Source organism: Kribbella sp. NPDC051137 (assembly GCF_040682535.1).
Taxonomy (GTDB): Bacteria; Actinomycetota; Actinomycetes; order Propionibacteriales; family Kribbellaceae; genus Kribbella; species Kribbella karoonensis.
Genome location: NZ_JBFBBI010000004.1, coordinates 266572 through 284906 on the forward strand (window position 1 = coordinate 266572; position 18335 = coordinate 284906).

At 71.1% G+C, this 18335-nt stretch carries 22 protein-coding genes; 10 read left to right on the top strand and 12 right to left on the bottom strand.

What is annotated here, in order from left to right:
- The first annotated feature begins 12 nt into the window (after positions 1–12).
- The gene (lhgO, locus tag AB0M51_RS22405; protein ID WP_363750812.1) at positions 13–1194 is read left to right on the top strand and encodes an L-2-hydroxyglutarate oxidase; all 1182 of its coding nucleotides are present in this window, start codon (positions 13–15) and stop codon (positions 1192–1194) included.
- On the opposite strand, the gene AB0M51_RS22410 is transcribed toward lhgO, so the two are convergent.
- The 3 genes from AB0M51_RS22410 to AB0M51_RS22420 are packed head-to-tail and all read right to left on the bottom strand — an operon-like array spanning position 1185 to position 2646.
- Positions 1185–1550, bottom strand: coding sequence for a hypothetical protein (locus AB0M51_RS22410; protein ID WP_344195837.1), 366 nt, complete (start codon positions 1548–1550; stop codon positions 1185–1187). The genes lhgO and AB0M51_RS22410 overlap by 10 nt on opposite strands.
- Positions 1547–2089 carry an Asp23/Gls24 family envelope stress response protein gene (locus tag AB0M51_RS22415; RefSeq protein ID WP_344195835.1) on the bottom strand — a complete coding sequence of 181 codons (543 nt, stop codon included), beginning with the start codon at positions 2087–2089 and terminating at the stop codon, positions 1547–1549. The genes AB0M51_RS22410 and AB0M51_RS22415 overlap by 4 nt, the downstream gene beginning before the upstream one ends.
- A complete protein-coding gene (locus AB0M51_RS22420; RefSeq protein WP_344195833.1) occupies positions 2080–2646 on the bottom strand; it encodes a sigma-70 family RNA polymerase sigma factor in 567 nt (188 codons plus the stop codon). Before AB0M51_RS22420 ends, AB0M51_RS22415 begins: the two co-directional genes overlap by 10 nt.
- Before the next feature lie 173 nt (positions 2647–2819).
- On the opposite strand from AB0M51_RS22420, the gene AB0M51_RS22425 reads away from it, so the two are divergent.
- The 4 genes from AB0M51_RS22425 to AB0M51_RS22440 are packed head-to-tail and all read left to right on the top strand — an operon-like array spanning position 2820 to position 4997.
- Positions 2820–3308, top strand: a complete 489-nt coding sequence (locus AB0M51_RS22425; protein ID WP_344195831.1) for an Asp23/Gls24 family envelope stress response protein — start codon at positions 2820–2822, stop codon at positions 3306–3308.
- Positions 3309–3345: 37 nt separating this feature from the next.
- Complete coding sequence (locus AB0M51_RS22430) at positions 3346–3528, top strand: hypothetical protein (protein WP_209695774.1); 183 nt, start codon at positions 3346–3348, stop codon at positions 3526–3528.
- Positions 3529–3547: 19 nt separating this feature from the next.
- Positions 3548–4438 (top strand): DUF6286 domain-containing protein, encoded by an 891-nt coding sequence (locus tag AB0M51_RS22435; RefSeq protein WP_344195828.1) that lies wholly within the window; start codon positions 3548–3550, stop codon positions 4436–4438.
- A gap of 1 nt (position 4439) precedes the next feature.
- Positions 4440–4997 (top strand): hypothetical protein, encoded by a 558-nt coding sequence (locus AB0M51_RS22440; RefSeq protein WP_344195826.1) that lies wholly within the window; start codon positions 4440–4442, stop codon positions 4995–4997.
- A 7-nt stretch (positions 4998–5004) separates the two neighbouring features.
- Here the strand turns inward: AB0M51_RS22440 and AB0M51_RS22445 are convergent, their stop codons facing one another.
- Positions 5005–6000 carry a YbhN family protein gene (locus AB0M51_RS22445; protein WP_344195824.1) on the bottom strand — a complete coding sequence of 332 codons (996 nt, stop codon included), beginning with the start codon at positions 5998–6000 and terminating at the stop codon, positions 5005–5007.
- A gap of 113 nt (positions 6001–6113) precedes the next feature.
- Between AB0M51_RS22445 and AB0M51_RS22450 the strand changes: the two genes are divergently transcribed.
- Genes AB0M51_RS22450 through AB0M51_RS22460 form a run of 3 tightly spaced genes read left to right on the top strand, consistent with a single transcriptional unit; the run spans position 6114 to position 8930 of the window.
- Entirely contained in the window at positions 6114–7010 is an 897-nt protein-coding gene (locus tag AB0M51_RS22450; RefSeq protein ID WP_344195822.1) for an ATP-binding cassette domain-containing protein, read from the top strand.
- Entirely contained in the window at positions 7007–8182 is a 1176-nt protein-coding gene (locus AB0M51_RS22455; protein WP_344195820.1) for an ABC transporter permease, read from the top strand. Before AB0M51_RS22450 ends, AB0M51_RS22455 begins: the two co-directional genes overlap by 4 nt.
- A gap of 10 nt (positions 8183–8192) precedes the next feature.
- Positions 8193–8930, top strand: coding sequence for a site-2 protease family protein (locus AB0M51_RS22460; RefSeq protein WP_344195818.1), 738 nt, complete (start codon positions 8193–8195; stop codon positions 8928–8930).
- On the opposite strand, the gene AB0M51_RS22465 is transcribed toward AB0M51_RS22460, so the two are convergent.
- The 3 genes from AB0M51_RS22465 to AB0M51_RS22475 are packed head-to-tail and all read right to left on the bottom strand — an operon-like array spanning position 8900 to position 12906.
- The gene (locus tag AB0M51_RS22465; RefSeq protein WP_344195816.1) at positions 8900–10090 is read right to left on the bottom strand and encodes an acetate kinase; all 1191 of its coding nucleotides are present in this window, start codon (positions 10088–10090) and stop codon (positions 8900–8902) included. The two genes, AB0M51_RS22460 and AB0M51_RS22465, sit on opposite strands and share 31 nt — an antisense overlap.
- Complete coding sequence (pta, locus tag AB0M51_RS22470) at positions 10083–12275, bottom strand: phosphate acetyltransferase (protein WP_344195814.1); 2193 nt, start codon at positions 12273–12275, stop codon at positions 10083–10085. The genes AB0M51_RS22465 and pta overlap by 8 nt, the downstream gene beginning before the upstream one ends.
- 10 nt (positions 12276–12285) lie before the next feature.
- Complete coding sequence (locus tag AB0M51_RS22475) at positions 12286–12906, bottom strand: TetR/AcrR family transcriptional regulator (protein WP_344195812.1); 621 nt, start codon at positions 12904–12906, stop codon at positions 12286–12288.
- A 90-nt stretch (positions 12907–12996) separates the two neighbouring features.
- Here AB0M51_RS22475 and AB0M51_RS22480 point away from each other — a divergent pair, with 90 nt between their 5' ends.
- Complete coding sequence (locus AB0M51_RS22480) at positions 12997–13746, top strand: SDR family oxidoreductase (protein ID WP_344195810.1); 750 nt, start codon at positions 12997–12999, stop codon at positions 13744–13746.
- 27 nt (positions 13747–13773) lie between these two features.
- Here the strand turns inward: AB0M51_RS22480 and AB0M51_RS22485 are convergent, their stop codons facing one another.
- From AB0M51_RS22485 to AB0M51_RS22505, 5 genes are all read right to left on the bottom strand, one after another.
- Entirely contained in the window at positions 13774–14130 is a 357-nt protein-coding gene (locus AB0M51_RS22485) for a hypothetical protein (RefSeq protein WP_344195808.1), read from the bottom strand.
- The gene (locus AB0M51_RS22490) at positions 14130–14519 is read right to left on the bottom strand and encodes a VOC family protein (protein ID WP_344195806.1); all 390 of its coding nucleotides are present in this window, start codon (positions 14517–14519) and stop codon (positions 14130–14132) included. The genes AB0M51_RS22485 and AB0M51_RS22490 overlap by 1 nt, the downstream gene beginning before the upstream one ends.
- Before the next feature lie 63 nt (positions 14520–14582).
- Positions 14583–15317 (bottom strand): YafY family protein, encoded by a 735-nt coding sequence (locus tag AB0M51_RS22495; protein WP_344195804.1) that lies wholly within the window; start codon positions 15315–15317, stop codon positions 14583–14585.
- A gap of 30 nt (positions 15318–15347) precedes the next feature.
- Entirely contained in the window at positions 15348–15779 is a 432-nt protein-coding gene (locus AB0M51_RS22500; RefSeq protein WP_344195802.1) for a VOC family protein, read from the bottom strand.
- Between the two features lie 80 nt (positions 15780–15859).
- Positions 15860–16480 (bottom strand): VOC family protein, encoded by a 621-nt coding sequence (locus AB0M51_RS22505; RefSeq protein ID WP_344195800.1) that lies wholly within the window; start codon positions 16478–16480, stop codon positions 15860–15862.
- A gap of 126 nt (positions 16481–16606) precedes the next feature.
- Between AB0M51_RS22505 and AB0M51_RS22510 the strand changes: the two genes are divergently transcribed.
- On the top strand, positions 16607–18322 hold the full coding sequence (locus AB0M51_RS22510) for a sodium:proton antiporter (RefSeq protein ID WP_344195798.1): 1716 nt from the start codon (positions 16607–16609) through the stop codon (positions 18320–18322).
- Positions 18323–18335 lie beyond the last annotated feature (13 nt).

The following is an 18335-nucleotide window of genomic DNA, read 5'->3' on the forward strand; positions in this document are numbered from 1 at the left end:
ACGAGGACTGCGGTGGTTGTCGGCGGTGGAATCGTTGGCCTGGCTGTGGCACGCAGCGTGCAGCGGCGCGATCCCGGCACGCCGGTCGTCGTGCTCGAGAAAGAGCCAACTGTCGGCGCGCACCAGTCCGGTCACAACTCCGGGGTCGTGCATTCCGGGCTGTACTACCGGCCGGGCTCGCTCAAGGCCCGGTTCGCGGTTGAGGGCGGTACGGCGCTGCGCGAGTACTGCGCGGAGAAGGGCATCCCGCTCGACGTACCGGGGAAGCTCGTCGTCGCCACCACCGAGGCCGAGCTGCCGCAGCTCGACCGGCTGTACAGGAACGGCCGCGAGAACGGTGTACCGGTCCGTCACCTGACGCTCGCCGAGGTCGCCGAACGCGAACCGCACCTGCGCGTGAAGGGCGCGCTCGCGGTCGACTCCACCGGCCGCGTCGACTTCAAACTGGTCGCCGCCGCGCTGGCGGACGACGTGCGCGCGGCGGGCGGTGAGATCCGTACCGGCGTCACCGTCACCGCGGTCGAGAACGCCGGGACGATCCGCGTCCGTACGACGGACGACGTCATCATGGCCGACCGCGTTGCGGTGTGCGCCGGACTGCACAGCGACCGGATCGCGCGGGCGTCCGGCCTGGAACCGGGCGTGCGCATCCTCCCGTTCCGTGGCGAATACAGCGAACTCGTCCCCGAGCGCGAACACCTCGTGAAGGGCCTTGTCTACCCGGTGCCCGATCCGGACCTCCCTTTCCTCGGCGTGCACCTGACCCGCGGCCTCGACGGCACCGTCCACCTCGGCCCGAACGCCGTCCCTGCGTTGGCCCGCGAGGGCTACTCCTGGGGCACGATCGTGCCGCGCGACGTCTGGGAATCGGTGACGTACCGCGGTTCCTGGCGGCTCGGCCGCCGCTACGCGCGCACGGGCGTGCAGGAGATCGCGCGGTCCCTGACCGGACGCGCTCTGGTGAAGGAAGCCCGGCGCATGCTCCCGGAGCTTCAGGTGTCCGACGTACGGCGGTCCGGTGCCGGCGTCCGCGCCCAGGCCGTGACGCGCGAGGGCAAGCTCGTCGACGACTTCCTGTTCCTCCGCGACGGCCGCGCGCTGCACGTCCTCAACGCCCCGTCACCGGCCGCCACCGCCAGCCTGGTGATCGGCAACCGGATCGCCGAGGAGCTGTGCCTGGACGCTCAGCGCTGAGGTTCGAGCTCGATCTCGACGATGCGGACGCGGACCTGCGGCACGCTGCCGGTGACTGCCTCGATCGCGGCGCAGATCGCCCCGTGGACCGCGGCGCCCACCTCGACGGCGCGGTGGGTGGCGGCGGTCACGATGCGGGCGCCGATCTGAACACTCCCGTCGGCGTGCAGGTCGACGTCGACACCCGCGATGTCGGGCACCGGCCGGCCGCTCGCCCGTTCCCACGCCTGCGCCGCGAGTTGCTTCAACAACCCGACCAGTCCGGGCTGCAGCCGCACCACTCCGGCGACCCCGCGAGCGGCGACAGCCGCTACCTCCGCGAGTGCCACGGCGTCGGACAGGTCGTCCGACGTCATCGCGGATCCGTCCAGACGTCGACGACCTCGAAGTCGAGGCTTTCGACGAGGTAGCCGATCCGCGCCTGCAGCGCGGTGGCCGCCCGCTCCCGGGCTTGCTCGAGAGCGGTGACCTGACCGGCCCCGAACTTCAGCGCGACCGTCATCGACACCCGGACCGTGTCCGGCCGGTCGTCGACCAGCTCGATCCGGCACTGCCGGGCGCGGATTCCGGGCACGGCGTCGACGGCGTACCGCAGTACGGCGGCCAGCGCCGGCACCGACAGCTCGACGTCCGCGGACCCGAGCGGAAGGGTCCGGCCCAGGTTCACGTCCGCGCGGACCGCGGACATGATCCGGTCCAGCAACCCGGTCGGTACGTCGACCGGGTCGTCGATCAGGACCTGGGTCGCCGCGGCCAGCTGTTCCAGACTCGCGCGGGCGGTCCGGCAGTGCGGGCACTCGGCCAGGTGCACGCTCGGCGCACCGCTGTCGAGCTCGTCCCACACGTCCTCGACCGTGCGGCCGCAGGCCAGTGGGTGGAGATCGGTCACCTCCATGGCTTCATCACCTCCGCGAGCTCGGCGCGGGCTCTGGCTATCCGTCCGCGGACGGCGGTCGGCGTCGTACCGACCAGCTCGGCGATCTCCTGGTACGAACGCCCGTGGACCTCACGCAGCAACCAGCACGCGCGTTGCTGCGGCGGCAACTGCCGGAGCGCCTGGGAGAGCGCGTCCATCGCGGCGCTCGTGCCCGCCGTGCGGGCCGGGTCGTGGTCCGTCGCCGGGTGCTGGTCGTCGAGGTCCACGGTCGGCCGCCGGCGCTGCAGGACGGTCAGGCACTTGTTCGTCGCGGTCCGGTAGAGCCAGCCGCCGAACGCCGCGTCGTTCTGGATCTCCGGCAGCCGCCGCCACGCGGTGACGAAGGTTTCCTGCACGATGTCCTCCGCCTCGCCGCTGGCGCCGTCCAGCATCCGCAGGCAGAGCGTGTAGATCCGCCGCTGGTACCGGCGCACCAGCAACTCGAACGAGCCCGCGTCACGATCGCGGGCGCGCGCGACCAGCGTGGCCTCGTCCAGCTCGATCAGCGCCCCGGTCGGTGCTGGCCCGCCCGTCATCGCGGCTCCAGGTGGTTCATGTAGTGAGGACGACACCGATGGCACACCTGTCACGGTAACCTCCCGGATCGACGCCGTGAGACATGTCACGCTGGTCCGGCGCGTGACGAATCGGCGCGAGCTGTCGTCCAACCGGCGTACGGCACAACCGCTGACCAGAAAGGCACTGTCCGATGACCGAGACCGTGACTGCCGGCAAGAACACCGCACGACGTAGCCCGGCGACCGAGGACATCGTTGCCACCGGCACCGGAGCGGAGGCGACCGGGAAGACGACCATCGCGGACATCGTGGTGTCGAAGATCGCCGGTATCGCGACCCGCGAGATCGAGGGTGTGCACGCGCTCGGCGGCGGCGCCGCCCGAGCGGTCGGGATGCTCCGCGAGCGGATCCCCGGCTCCCGCACGAACCTGTCCCAGGGCGTGTCGGTGGAGGTCGGCGAGAAGCAGGCCGCCGTCGACATCGAGCTGGTCGCGGAGTACGGCGTGAGCATCGCCGACCTCGCGGACGCGATCCGCCGGAACGTGATCTCCGCGGTCGAGCGGATGACCGGTCTCGAGGTCACCGAGGTGAACGTCGCGGTCAGCGACGTACACCTCGAGGGCGACGACGAGGACGACGACGACACCGCCGAAGCGCCGGCCGAGCGCCGGGTCCAGTAGCCACCCCAGTAGCCAACCCCAGCCCTGAGGAGAGTACGTGAGCACGTCGACCATCGGTCTGTTCGCCGGTCTGCTGATCGCCATCGCCGCCGCGGCCGGCGGGTTCCCCGGCTTCCTGCTCGCGCTCGTCCTGGGCGCGGTCGGGCTCGTCGTCGGCCGCTTCCTGTCCGACGGGACGAAGGGCATCGACGACCTGATCTCGCGTCGTGGCCGTGGCTGACACCGCCACGGTCGCGCCGGTGACTGAGCCGTCCTCGGTCCCGCACGGGGGTGATCGAGGGCGGCTCGTGATCGCGCAGCGGGCGGTGGAGCGGATCGCGGAGATCACCGCACGCCGGCACGGTGCGGTGGTCCGCCGGGACGGCGTGCTCGGGCGCGGTCTGCCGAAGGCGCGGGCCGTCGTCGCGGGCCGTCGTACCCGGATCGAGGTGGAGGTCGCGGCGGCGTGGGGACGTCCGCTGGAGCAGGTGGCCGCCGAGGTCCGGCAGGCCGTCACCGAGGACGTGGAACGGTTCACCGGCCTGGGCGTGGACCGCGTGGACGTCGACATCACCGCCGTCGAGCCGCGTGCGGCGACGGGGGAGGCTGGTGGGGTCGGGGCGGACGGTGTGGAGCGGCTGGCTGCGAAGGCGCCGGTGGCGGGGCCGGCTGCCCGGGGGTTCGGGCTTGCCGGCGGGCTGGTGCTGATTGCGCTCGGGGCAGTCGGGATCGCGGAGATGCTGCGGTCGACGGGACTGCTGCGCGGGCAGGTGATCCCGCAGGGCTGGTTCGGCCGGACGATGGTCGTCGCGCCGGCCGGATGGCTGCGGCCGGCCGGGATCGCGGCCATCGTTGTCGGCCTGATCTTGCTGGTGGCAGCAGTGAAGCCGCGACGACGTACCCATCTGGCGGCGGGGGAACTCGTGTGGATCCGGCCGCCGGCCGCGGCGCGCTTGGCGGCCGACAGCGCCGCACGCGTGGACTCCGTGACCGCCGCATCAGCGGACGCCAAACGACGACGCCTCCACGCGACCGTGACCACGTTCGGCGACCCGTCCAGGGTGCACGACGAGGTCCGTACGGCGATCGCCGACCGCTTGAGCACCGTCACACCGACGCCGCGCATCCGAGTCGACCTGAGAGAGGACTGACATGCGCCGCGGAGTCATCGCCCTTGACCGCATTGTGGGCATCGTCGTCTCGCTGGCCTTGATCGCAGCCGGCGCCATCGCCCTCAGTTGGTGGCACGAGGGTGCACGGCATCAGCTCACGCTGCCCGACCGCACCGACGCCACTTGGTGGCCCTGGGCAACCGGTGGCGCCGGCGTGCTCGCCGTACTGCTCGGTCTCTGGTGGTTGACCGCCCACCTGCCCCGCCGTGTGAACGGCCGTTTCAACCTGTCCGGTGACCACCAGGACGGGCGGTTGTTCGCGGACGCGCACGCCGCGGTGGCGGCCGCGGCGACGGATCTCTCGTCCCTCCCGGAGATCCGCGACGCCTCGGGCCGGGTGGTTGCCGACCGGGGCGAACTTGTCGCCGACCTGCAGTGCACGCTCGAGCCAGGTGCGGAGCTGGAGAAGGTGCATGCGGCGGTCACCAAGGCCGCCACCGATCTCCACGCAGTGCTCGGTCTGCCCCGTCTGCGGCATCGCGTCCGTCTCCGCGTCGCTCGCAACGACAGAACGACTGCTCCACCCCGCGTGATCTGACCTCCCCTCAACGAGTCTTGACGCGCAGGCTCAGGTAACACAGGCCCGCCAGCGGCACCGGCGCCCAGAACTGGAGCAGCCGCCACGACAGTACGGCGAGGACCGCCGTGTCCCCGGGTACGTCGAAGCCGAGCAGGCTGGAGATCGCGATGCCCTCGACGACCGCGATCCCGCCGGGTGTGAGAGGTATGACGGCGGCCAGGTTCGCGGCGGAGTACGCGAGCAGGACCGGGACCGGGCTGATCGGGGAGCCGAACGCCGCCAGGAACGTCCACAGGACGGCGGCGTCCAGGAGCCAGTTCAGGGTGGCCCACAGCAGGAACGCCTTCCGGACCTCGGGGTCGGCGAGCAGGTCGCGGAACCGGAGTGCGACGGACTCGATCCACGGGCCGATGCGCTCCGGGAGCCGGCGGACGGTCGCGCGGAGCAGGCGGGCGGCGAGCCGGTCGACCCGGGACCGCTCGCGGACGGCCAGCAGACCGGAGGCGAGCACGACGAGACCGACGAGGAACAGCGTCAGGTACGCCGGGGTCGCGTCGCGGAGGACGACCGCGGGGATCGTGGACAGCCAGGCGATCAGGACCAGCGCGAGCGGCGATCCGATCGCCTCGGCGGTGACGGTCGCGGTCACGTCGGACGGTTTCGCGCCGCCGCTGACCAGCAGGCGGAACCGGACCGCGGTGGCCGTGGCCGCACCACCGGGCACGACGTGGCTGACGCCGTAGCCGGTGAGGTCGGAGCGCAGGATCCACGAGAACCGGACGGTGCTGCCGTTCAGCAGCGCTCGGGTGAACAGCGAGTAGCAGACGAGGGCTCCGGCTTCGAGGACGATCGCGGTGATCAGCCAGGCCGGGTTCAACCGGGAGACCCGTTCCAGCGACTCGCGGGCCACCGAGAGCTTGGGAAGTACGACGTACTCGACGATCGCGACCAGCACAACGAGGGAGACCGCGGACCAGACCCGGTGGTACCAGGCCGGCCGGGTCCTGGTCGCAGTGGCCATCGGTCGCTCCCTCCCGGTCTCCAGTGTGCACGCCCTCCGTGGTCGAGCTGAGCCCGGGTTTCCGGGGATACCTACACTGGCTGAGGGGCGCCGGCTGAGTGGAGGTGGGCCGGGTGGTGCTGGAGATCGAGGGGTTGCGGAAGCGGTACGGCGGGACCGTGGCGCTGGACGGTTGCACGTTCGCGGTCGCACCCAAGCGACTGGTCGGGCTGCTCGGGCCGAACGGTGCGGGCAAGACCACGCTGATGCGCTGCCTGCTCGGCCTGGTGGTGCCGGACGGCGGGGAGATCCGCTGGTCCGGGGAGCCGCTGGACGGCGACCGCGGCCGCCGGTTCGGGTACATGCCCGAGGAACGCGGCCTCTACCCGTCGATGCGCGTCGCCGAGCAGGTGCGGTACTTCGCGATGCTCTCCGGCCTGTCGTCCGCGGCCGCCGCGCGTGCGACCACCGACGTACTGCAGCGAATCGGCGCCGCCGACCTCGCCGAACGCCGCCTCGAGGAGCTGTCGCACGGCAACCAGCAGCGGATCCAGCTGGCCGTCGCGCTGGTACACGACCCGGAGATCCTTGTCCTGGACGAGCCGTTCGCCGGCCTCGACCCGCTCGGCGTCGACCAGTTCGGCGCCTTGCTCCTCGACCTCGCCGCCGACGGTACGACGGTGCTGTTCTCCAGCCATCAGCTGGACCTCGTCCAGCACCTCTGCCAGGACATCGTGACGATCCACCGCGGCCGCGTCGTCCTCGCCGGCGAGCTCGAGGAACTCCAGCGCGCCACCGCCTACCGCCGCGTCACGGTGGTGTTCGCCGCGCCCGCGAGCACCGGCTGGGCAGACGACCTGGACGGCATCACGGTCGAGCGGGCCGACGACCGTCACGCACAGCTGCGACTGGACGCCGGCAGCGATCCGGACGACGTACTCCAGGCCGCCCGCACGGCCGGGTCCGTCCTCCGCTTCGACTACGAGCCCCCGTCGCTGGAGGAGCTCTTCCGGGAAGCGGTCGGCCGATGACGCCCGGTATCCGCGTTGTCTGGATCGTCGCCGTCCGCGAGATCCGTACGCGCGTCCGCAGTACGGCGTTCCGAATCTCGGCTGCGATGATGCTCCTCGCGGTCGTGCTGGTCATCGTGATCCCGGTGCGCGTCGCGCAGCGCCAGCACACGTACACGGTCGCCATCGTCGCCACCCAACCGCAGCTGATGACGACTGCGCTCACCGCGACCGGGCTCGACGTACGGACGGAGATCGCCGACACCCGCAAGGCCGCCGCGGACCAGGTCAGCTCCGGTACGGCGACCGCTGCGGTGATCGCGGCCGGCGACAAGGTCGAGATCATCTGGTCGGGCGAGGCGGATGTCACCCTCGCCCCGGTCATCACCAGCGCGGCCAGCCGGTACGTCCTCGCAGAGCGTGCCGACGCACTCGGCCTCACGCCGGCCGAAGTCACCGGACTCCTGTCGCCGGTCAGACCGGCCGTCACCGTCCTGAACCCGAACGCGGACAGCACCAGCCGTGTGATCGTCGCCCTGGTCGGGGTGATCCTGCTGTTCGTCGCGCTGAACATCTACGGCAGCTACGTCCTCACCGGCGTCGTCGCCGAGAAGTCCAGCCGGGTCGTCGAGGTCCTGCTGGCCCGTGTCCGTCCGGTCCAGCTCCTGGCCGGCAAGGTGATCGGCATCGGTCTGCTCGGCGTCGCCCAGTTCGCCGTGCTCGCGATCGCCGCCGCCGTCACGCTGCACGCCGTGAAGCCGCCGAACCTCCCGAGCGGGACGCTGCCGCAGATCGCGGGCGACGTCTTGTGGTTCGTCCTCGGCTACAGCTTCTACAGCGTGCTGTACGGCGCGCTCGGCTCGCTCGCGTCCCGTATCGAGGACGCCCAGGCCGCCGCCGCACCGCTCACCGGCATGCTCACGCTGGCGTACCTCGGCGGCTTCCTCGCGCTGCGGAGCCCGCACGCCGGGTGGGTCACCGTGCTCTCGTTCTTCCCGCCCACCGCCCCGATGTACCTGCCGCTGCGGTCCGCCCTGGTTCATGTACCGCTCTGGCAGGGCGTGCTGGCCGCCGTCCTGGTCGTCGCCGCCACCGCCGTCGTCCTGCGTATCGGCGGCCGGCTCTACCAAGGCGCGGTCCTGCACCACGGGACGCGTCTCCGGATCGGGCAAGCCTGGCGCGCGGCAGAGTGAGGTACCACGGATGAAGGAAACGTTCCGCTTCGGCCGCATCGCCGGCATTCCGATCGGCACACACTGGTCGGTGCTGGGGATGGTGCTGGTCGTCAGCGGCACGCTCGCCTGGACGACCCTGCCGTACCTGGTGCCCGGCCGCAGTGCGGCGGAGTACTGGATCACCGGCGTCCTGGTCGCCGTCGTCTTCGTGGCGTCGCTGCTCGTCCATGAACTGGCGCACGCGCTGACCGCGCTGCGGTTCCGGGTGCCGGTGCAGCGGATCACGCTGTGGATGCTCGGCGGAGTGAGTGTTCTCGACGGCGATCCGGAGACTCCGCGCGGCGCGTTCCTGATCGCGGCCGCCGGTCCCGCGGCCAGCCTCGGGCTCGGCGGCCTCGGCGTCGGCGGCGGACTGTTGCTCAGGGCAAGGGAGCACAGTCTGCTGGAGATGTCCGTCCTGTGGCTCGCAGTGATGAACCTCGCGCTGTGCGTCTTCAACCTGCTGCCTGGCGTACCGCTGGACGGCGGACGGGTACTGCGTGCACTGCTGTGGCACCGGTACGGCGACCCTCGCAAGGCGACGGCTGTCGCGGCGGTCGCGGGTCAGGCCGTCGGTGTCCTGGTGGCGTTGGCCGGCGTCGCGGAGCTGATCACCAAGGACCCCGGGGGTCTGTGGTTGCTGGCCGTCGGCTACGTGATCGTGCTGGCCGCGACCGCCGAGGGACGGCAGGCCCGTCACCGGCCGGTGAGCACGTCCACGGACTGACGGGCGATCTCCCACTCCTCGTTCGTCGGGATGACCAACACCTTGACCGGGCTGTCGTCCCTGCTGACGAGGTTTTCGCTCGGGTCCGCGTTGCGGACCGGGTCCAGCTGGATTCCGAGCGGCTCCAGTCCCTCGAGTGCGGCGGCGCGCGCCTCGGCGGAGTGCTGGCCGACGCCGGCGGTGAACACGATCGCGTCGACGGTCCCGAGCACGGCGTAGTAGGCGCCGACGTACTTCTTCAGCCGGTAGCAGTAGATGTCGAACGCGAGCTGCGCCTGTTCGTCGCCGGCCGCGCGCCGCCGCAGCACCTCGCGGAAGTCGTTCGCGCCGGTCAGGCCCTTGAGCCCGGACGCGGAGTTCAGCACCCGGTCGGTCTCCTCGGCCGACTGTCCCGCGACCCGAGCGAGGTGCCCGTGGATCGCCGGGTCGAGATCGCCCGAGCGCGTGCCCATCACCAGACCCTCCAGCGGTGTCAGCCCCATCGACGTGTCGACGGACTTCCCGCCGCGGACGGCCGCCGCGGAGCAGCCGTTGCCGAGGTGCAGGACGATCACGTTCAGCTCGGCCGGTTCGCGGCCGAGCAGCCGGGCCGCCTGCTCCGACACGAACGCGTGCGACGTCCCATGGAAGCCGTACCGCCGGATGCCGTAGTCGTCCAGCCACGACGACGGTACGGCGTACGTGTAGGCGTACGGCGGCAGCGTCTGGTGGAACGCGGTGTCGAAGACCGCGACGTGCGGCAGGTCCGGGAACAGCCGCCGCGCGACCTCGATGCCTTCGAGGTTCGCAGGGTTGTGCAGCGGGGCCAGCGGCACCAGGTCGGTGACCGCCGCGATCAGTTCGTCGTCCACGAGCGCGGGCGCCGCGAACCGGTCGCCGCCGTGCACGACGCGATGCCCGACCGCGACGATGTCGACCTCGGACAACGACGGGCCGTGCTTGTCGAACGCCCGTACTGCGGCCTCCAGCGCGGCCTCGTGGTCCGCGATCGGCCGGTCGTCGTCGACGTCACCGGACGGGCCATGGTGCACGTGGTGGCTCTGCTCCTCGCCGATCCGCTCCACGAGACCGGTCGCGGCCGCCGTACCGGACGCGGCGTCGACCAGGCTGTACTTCAGCGAGGACGATCCGGCGTTGATCACCAGGACGTGTTCACTCATTCGTGCCACCTTGCTGGGCCTGGATCGCGGTGATCGCGACCGTGTTGACGATGTCCCGGACCGTGGCGCCGCGGGACAGGTCGTTGACCGGCTTCCGGAGCCCCTGCAGCACCGGGCCGACCGCGACCGCGTTGGCGGAACGCTGCACCGCCTTGTACGTGTTGTTGCCGGTGTTGAGATCCGGAAACACGAACACGGTGGCCTTCCCGGCGACGGGGGAGTCCGGGAGCTTGGTCCGGGCGACGGCGGCGTCGATCGCGGCGTCGTACTGGATCGGGCCCTCGACCGGCAGCTCGGGGGCACGCTCGCGGACGATGGCCGTTGCCTTGGACACCTTTTCGACGTCGGTGCCGGCGCCGGACGTGCCGGTCGAGTACGACAGCATCGCGATCCGCGGCTCGACCCCGAACGCGGCGGCGGTCGCGGCCGAGGAGATCGCGATGTCCGCGAGCTGCTCCACGGTCGGGTCCGGGTTCACCGCGCAGTCGCCGTACACCAGGACCTGGTTCTCCAGGCACATGAAGAACACCGACGAGACGACCGAGACGTCCGGCACGGTCTTCACGACCTCGAGCGCGGGACGGATCGTGTGCGCGGTGGTGTGCACGGCGCCTGACACCATGCCGTCCGCGAGGCCGAGCTGGACCATCATCGTGCCGAAGTACGAGACGTCCCGGACCAGTTCACGCGCCCGGTCGAGGTCGACCCCGCGGTGCCGGCGCAGCCGGTGGTACTCCGCCGCGAACCGCTCGGTCAGCTCGCTGTGCTCGGGATGGACGACGTTCGCCGCGCTGACGTCGACGCCGAGCGTCGCGGCCTGCCGGCTGATCACGGTCGGGTCGCCGAGCAGCGTCAGGTCCGCGACACCACGCCGGAGCAGTACGTCGGCCGCGCGCAGGATCCGCTCCTCGCCGCCCTCCGGCAGGACGATGTGGCGGCGGTCGGAGACGGCGCGGTCGATCAGCCGGTGCTCGAACATCAGCGGAGTGACCGCGCTGCTCCGGGCCAGGGCGAGCTGGTCGAGAAGCGCCGGGCCGTCGACGTACTGGTCGAACAACGCGAGCGCGGTGTCGATCTTGCGCGGGGCGTCCTTCGTGAGGCGGCCGCGGACCGCGGTGAGCTTGCTGGAGGTGGCCTGGGTGCCGAGGTCCGTCGCGATGATCGGCAGCGTCACGCCGAGGCCCTCGATCAGCCGCTGCACCTGACCCGGCAGCTCGAACCCGCCGTTCAGGATGATCGCGGCGATCTGCGGGAAGGTGCGGGACGCGTGGGCCATCACGACGCCGAGCACGACCTCCGGACGGTCGCCGGCCGTCACTACCGCTGCTCCCTCGAACAACCGGTCGAGAACGTTCGGCATGGTCATGCCGGCGATCATCAGCCCGGTGACCTCGCGGGTCAGCAGTTGCGGGTCGCCGCTCAACAGCCGCCCGCCGATCGGCGCGAGCAGGTCGCCGACCATCGGCTGATTCAGCAACGGCTCCTCCGGAACCGCGAACGCCGGTGCGCCGATCCCGTCCAGCGCCGCCACCAACGCCGCCACCGCGCCGCCGTCGGCAGGTACGTCCGGGCTCACGTCCGGGCTCACGTCGCGGTTCACGTCCGGGGACCCGTCCGCGCCGGCGTGCGCCTGGGCGCCGGCGTCGTCGGCCGGGGTGCTGCCGACACGGTTCGCGATCACCGCGAACAGCGAGCCGTGGTGGGCCGCCAGCTCGGCGGCGGCCATGTCGGCGATCGCGCGGACGTCGTGCGGCGTGCGGTCGAAGCCGTTCAGCACGAGCAGCACCGGTGCGCCCAGGTTCGCCGCGATCTTCGCGTTGAACGAGAACTCGGTCGGCGTACCCACATCCGTGTAGTCGCTGCCGACGATCACCACCGCATCGGCCCGCTCGGCGACCGCGTGGTACCGCTGAACGATCGTGTCCAGCGCCGCGTCCGGGTCCGCGTGGACGGCGTCGTACGTGACCCCGACCCCGTCCTCGTACGACTGCTCGACCGCGTCCTGCGAGGTCAGCAGGTCGAGCACGTAGTCCCGTCCGCCGTGCGTCGCGGTGTCGGCCCGCACGATCGGCCGGAACACCGCCACCCGCCGCACCCGCCGCGACAACTGATGCAGCACACCGAGAGCCACCGTCGACTTCCCGGTCGTCCCCTCCACCGAAGCAACGTAGACACTGCTACCCATACCCCGAACCCTACGGAACGACCGATCGCGTCAGCCGGTGCAGGTGATCGATCATCGTGTCGACCGCGATCCGCAGCGGCTCCGGGTCGCGGTTCACCTGGCTGAGCAGCAACCCGCCCTGGACCGCGGCCAGCATCGCCACCGCGAGCTCGCCCGGATCCGCGTCGGCGGCCAGCTCACCGCGGGACTGCATCTCGGCCAGGCCGTCGCGGATCAGCTGCTGCCAGCGCGCGAACGCCCCGGCGAGCTGTGTCCGGGCGACCGGGTCGCTGTCGGACAGATCGCTGGCGAGCGAACCGAGCGGGCACCCGCCGACACACTGCATCTCGGTGACGATGTTGACCATCACGTCGCGCCACCGGCCGAGCGAATCGATCGTGTCGAGCCGCTCGAGGCAGCCCTGCTGGACGTCGAGTGCCTGCTCCGCCTGGTGGTCGATGACGGCCGACACCAGCGCGTCCTTGCCCGGAAAGTAGTGGTACAGCTGCGAGGGGCTCACCCCCGCGGCGGCCTGGATGTCCTCGATCGTGGTCCTCGCGACGCCCTGCTCGAGCATCAGCCGAGCCGCGGCCACCACGATCCGGTCCCGGGTCGCCTGGCCCTTCCGGGTCAGTCGTCTGGTGTCAGGCATGCCCCCCACAGTACGGATTCTGGAGTTGATACTCCAATTTTGCCGGAGAACTATCGGAGCAATCACTCCAAACCAGGGAACGGAACCGATATGACACAGGACTTCGCCGGCCGGACCGCACTCGTGACCGGTGGCAACAGTGGGATCGGGCGCTCGGTGGCCGGGCAACTTGCGGCTCGCGGCGCACACGTGGTGATCAGCGGCCGGGACGCCGCCCGCGGCGCCGCGGTGGTGGACGCGATCCGGGCCGCCGGAGGTACGGCGGACTTCGTGGCCGCCGACCTGGCCGACCTGGCCGCCGTGCGCGCGCTGGCCGAGCAGGCGATCGACCTCGGCGGCGGGCACGTCGACGTACTCGTCAACAACGCCGGGATCTTCCCGTTCGGCCCGACGGCCGAGGTCCCGGACAGCGACTTCGACGCGGTGTACGCCGTGAACGTCCGGGCCCCGTTCTACCTGGTCGCGGAGCTCGCGCCGCTGATGGCCGCCCGGGGCTCCGGCGCGATCGTGAACGTGACCACGATGGTGGCGTACGTCGGGATGGCGGGCATGGCCGCGTACGGCTCGAGCAAGGCGGCCGTCGAGCTGCTGACCCGCTCCTGGGCGGCCGAGTACGGGCCGGCGGGCGTGCGGGTGAACGCGGTCAGCCCGGGCCCGACGCGGACCGAGGGGACGGCGGTGATGGGGGAGAACCTCGACCACCTCGCCGGTACGACGCCGTTGCAGCGGGTCGGGACTCCGGACGAAGTTGCCGCGGGCATCGTGTTCCTCGCCTCCGACACCGCCTCGCTGATCCATGGCGCGACGCTTCCGGTCGACGGCGGTCGGCTCGCGGTGTGAGCGGCCACGGACCGGCCCGCAGCGTCGTCAGAGCGTGCTGCGGGCGAACGCGACAGCCTCGGCGATGAGCGAGCGCCAGACCGCGCGGTCGGCGGCCGGGATCGTTACCCATTCGCGCATCGGGGCGCGGTTGGCGGTGAAGGGGACGCCGGTGCCTTCGGCAATCAGCGCGCTCACCCGGTCGCCGGGGAGTTTGAGGATCAGGCCGGTGCCGTTGCGTTCCAGGCAGGTGACGAACCGGCCGGCCAGCCGGATGCACGGGTGGCCCATGATCGTGCCGTGCCCGATCGCCGGGTCGTACAGCAGGTCGTCGGTGAGTTCGTCGTACAGGGCCTGCGCCCCGCCGGTGTCGGCCGGCGGGGACGCGGGGCTGGTGGGTGACATCACTCGGGGCGCGGGGTGAAGACCGCGAACTGGTTGCCGGCCGGGTCGCGCAGGTAGGCGAAGTCCGGCGTGCCGCCGCCGATGCCGACCCGCTTGTTGACCACCGTGCCGCCGAGTTGCTCGGCATCCGCGCAGGTTGCCTCGATGTCGGCGACCAGGATGTAGAAGACGGCGTGGTTCGGCAGCTCGCCCTTGGTCGCGAACAGCCCGCCCATCGGCTGCTGCGCGCCGGAGGCGGTGATGTTGCGGTAGTCGAGACCGCCGGAGGTCAGGCTGCCGGACGACTCGAACGACCAGTCGAACAGGCTGCCGTAGAACTTCTCCGCGTCTTCCGGGTTGTCGGTCGCGACCTCGAACCAGGCCAGCGTGCCGGGTGCGGGAGTACTCATGGAACTTTCTCCTTCAACTCAGGTGTTGTGTGAGAACCACGGTTCCAGCGGTTCGCGACAGCCCTATGTCGGAGTTGGAAAAAGATCCTCCGGACGCAGTGCGGCGTCCGGCAGCTTGGTCTCGTACCCGTCGACGTGCAACTCGTCCGGCGCCGGCGGGCGCTGCGGCAGCGTCGCGGTCCGCTCGGCCTTGGTGATCCGGTCCATCCGGAACACGCGGTCGTCCTGCCGCAGGTGGCACCAGGCGGTCAGGTACGACCCGTTCGGTCCGACGACCACGTGCTGCGGCTCGATCTCGCGGACCGTCTCGACGCCGCCGACGTCGGTGTACTGGACCCGCAGCACCTGGTTGTCGCGGACCGCGCGCCAGATCTGCTCCGCGATCTCGCCGTCGGGATCCGGCGTCGGCTGCACCAGCAACCGCACCTTGGCGGCCGCCGTCCGCGCCTCGTCGAGGTCCCGCTGAGGCATCGCGGCGACGATCTTCTGCAGCGCGGTCCGCGAGTCGCGCGCGAACAGCACATGGTCGCTGCGGCTGAGCGCCACCGCGACCGCCATCGCCTCTCGCGGCGTGAAGTTCAGCGGCGGGAGGCTCATCGCGCGATCCACGGAGTACCCGCCGGTGCGCCCCTGCTTGGTCGCCAGCGGTACGCCGGCCTGCCCGAGTGCGCTCAGGTCGCGCTCGATGGTCCGCACGCTCACCTCGAAGCGCGCCGCCAGTTGCCGCGCCGTACGCCCGCGCGGGCCCGCCGCGCGCAGCTCCTCCGCGAGCGCGTACAGCCGATCGATCCGGTTCATGGCTCGCACGCTAGACGGTGCCATGGACAATTAGTCCTCGGCGAGCGCGATGATCACGCCCTGCGGCCCGCGCAGGTAGCAGAAGTACTTGGACGGCGTGTACTCCTCGATCGTCCCGACCAGCTCGCCACCGTGCGCCTTCAGCCGCTCGACGGTGTCGTGTACGTCGTCCACCGCGAACATCAGGTTCCGGATCCCGAGCGTGTTCGGCGGCGCCGACGGCTCGAGTGTCGTGGCGACCGGCGTCCGGTACGTCGTCAGCTCGAGCTGCCCGTGCCCGTCGGGTGTCCGCAGGAACGAGATGTCCGCGACCACCCCGGGCAGAGCTGATACGCCCTCCACCCACGGCCCGGAGACCGTCGTCTCGCCGACGAGCTCCATCCCGAGCTCCAGGAAGAACGCCTTCGCCGCCGCGAGATCCTCGACCACGACGCCGATGTGGTCCATGCGCTTGACTGCCATCTTCGTGATTCTCCTCCGGTAGTGGTTCTTGCCCGGAGGACGGAGCCGCGGCGGCGTTCTCTACACATCTGTTACCGCTGTTACTGCGGAAGTTCGGAACCGGTGCGCTCGGCGAGCAGGTAAGCGGCGTACCAGGCCGGCCAGTTCTCGTCGGCCTGGCCGGTGCGGGCCTCGTGCTCGCCGTGCGCCTTCGCCGCGCGCCGGAGCGCTTCCTCGAGCTCCGCGACCGTGCCGTACGTCGCCTCGCTGACCCGGCCGGGGATCCGCGCGGTGACTTCCTGGAGCAGCCACGTGTTGCCGTCGGGGTCGCTGAATGTGGCGAACGAGCCGTAGCTCGACCGACCGTCAGCCGTTCCGGCCACGCGACCGTCGGCGGCAGGCTCGAACTGGGCCCCCGGTGCGCTCGGGTGGAACACCTCGCCGACCTTTGCGCCGGCGGCGAGCAGCTCGGAGCGGGCCGCCTCGATGTCGGCGACGACCAGGTACAGGCCCTGCGCCGTACCCGGCTCGGCAGTGGTGATGTTGCTGCCGAACTGGACCGAGGCGGGGGAGCCCGGCGGGGTGAACTGGACGACCCGGAAGCCGTTGTCGAACGCGAAGTCCGCGTCCAGCCGCCAGCCGAGGCCGGCGTAGAACTCCTTCGAGCGGTCGGCGTCGGCGACCGGGATGACGACGGCTTCGAACTTCAGGTCGGTGCTCATGACTTCCTCCTGGGATCAGCATCTTGCGTTGACCCCGACTCTGCCGCTCCGCGACCCGCGTGACACCAGGGTGAATCACTGGTCATTACCCTGGGCGACAGGCGCCCGGGCCTAGAGTGTCGTCGCGTGGACCACCAGATCGTGCTGATTGCCGGTGCGGGCCTTGCGATCATGATCGCGGCGTCGGTGTTCGCGCGGCGGACCGGCGTCGCGGCGCCGTTGCTGCTGGTCGCGCTCGGCATCGGCGCCAGCTACCTGCCGGCTACGCCGGCCATCCACATCGAGCCGGAGATCATCCTCGCGGGCGTGCTGCCGCCACTGCTCTACACGTCGGCGGTGAAGCTCCCGGTGATCGACGTACGGCGGAACTTCGGGCTGATCTCGTGGCTGTCGGTCGTGATGGTGATCGTGTCGGCGCTGGTGATCGGCGCGCTGGTGCACGCGGCGTTCCCGAGTATCTCGTTCGCGCTGGCGGTCGCGCTCGGAGCGGTCGTCAGCCCGACGGACGCGGTCGCGGCGACCGCGATCGGGCACCGGGTCGGGCTGCCGCCACGGCTGATGACCGTGCTCGAGGGCGAGAGCCTCGTGAACGACGCGTCGGCGCTGGTGGTGCTGCGGACGGCGGTGGCCGCGCTGGCCGTGACGACACACTTCAGCCTCGGGGACACCGTGCTCGACTTCGTGTGGGCAGTCGTCGGGGCGATCCTGATCGGCGGCGCGGTCGGGTTCCTGACCGTCGTACTGCGGCAGCGGCTGGACGACCCGGTGCTGAACACGACGATCTCGTTCGCGGTGCCGTTCCTGGCGTACTTCCCGGCTGAGGAGGCGTACGCGTCCGGCGTACTCGCCGTGGTGATCGCCGGGTTGCTCACCGGCGCGCTCGGGAACCGGCGGTTCAGCGCCCGGGACCGGCAGACACAGTCGACCACCTGGACCACGATCAGCTTCATCCTGGAGAGCGGCGTCTTCCTGGCGATGGGGTACGAGCTGCCGGAGCTGGTCAACGACGCGCGCGCCGAGACCACGCTGGGCGAGATCACGGTGCTGGTGCTGCTGGTGGTCGGGCTGCTGGTCGCGCTGCGGTTCCTGGGTCTCGCGTGGCCGGCGTTGCAGAGTCGCTTCGGGCCGGGCGACCGGCACGAGCAGACACATGCGCAGCTGGACCAGTTCGAGGAGCGGCTGGAGGCGATGGAGCCGTCGACCGAGCGCGAGGAGAACCGGGTCGCGTGGGCGCGGAAACGGCTGGCCCGCGGGCGCGCCGACGCGGACTTCGAGGAGCGCGAGCCGATCACCGGGCGCGGACTGCTGGTGCTCGCCTGGGCCGGGATGCGCGGCGTCGTCACGGTCGCCGCCGCGCAAACGATCCCCGTCGGTACGCCGCACCGCGCGACCGTCGTACTGGCGGCGTTCATCGTCGCGCTGATCACGCTGGTGCTGTTCGGGATCTCACTGCCGGCGGTGATCGCGAAGATGCGGTTCCGCCCCGAGAGCGCCGAGGACAAGCGGGACTCGGTCCAGGAGCTGATGCGCCGGATCGGCGAGTCGGCGATCGACGCCGTCGGCCCGCTGGACGAGCAGACCGTCGACGGCTCGCCGCTCGACCCCGAGGTGGTGCACACCCTCAAGGACCGCATCGTCCCGCGCCTGGTCGCCGGCACCCGCCAGCTCCGCGACACCAAACCCGACACCCGCGAACAGATGGACGTCATCCAGCGCCGCTACCTCGACGCGATGCGCGAGGCCCTCTCGACGGAGCGCAGCGTCGGCGCCTACAGCTCCGAGACCTACCGCCAGGTCCAGGGCTTCCTGGACACCGTCGAGCAACGCTTCACAACCAGCTGACGGGGGAGCGACG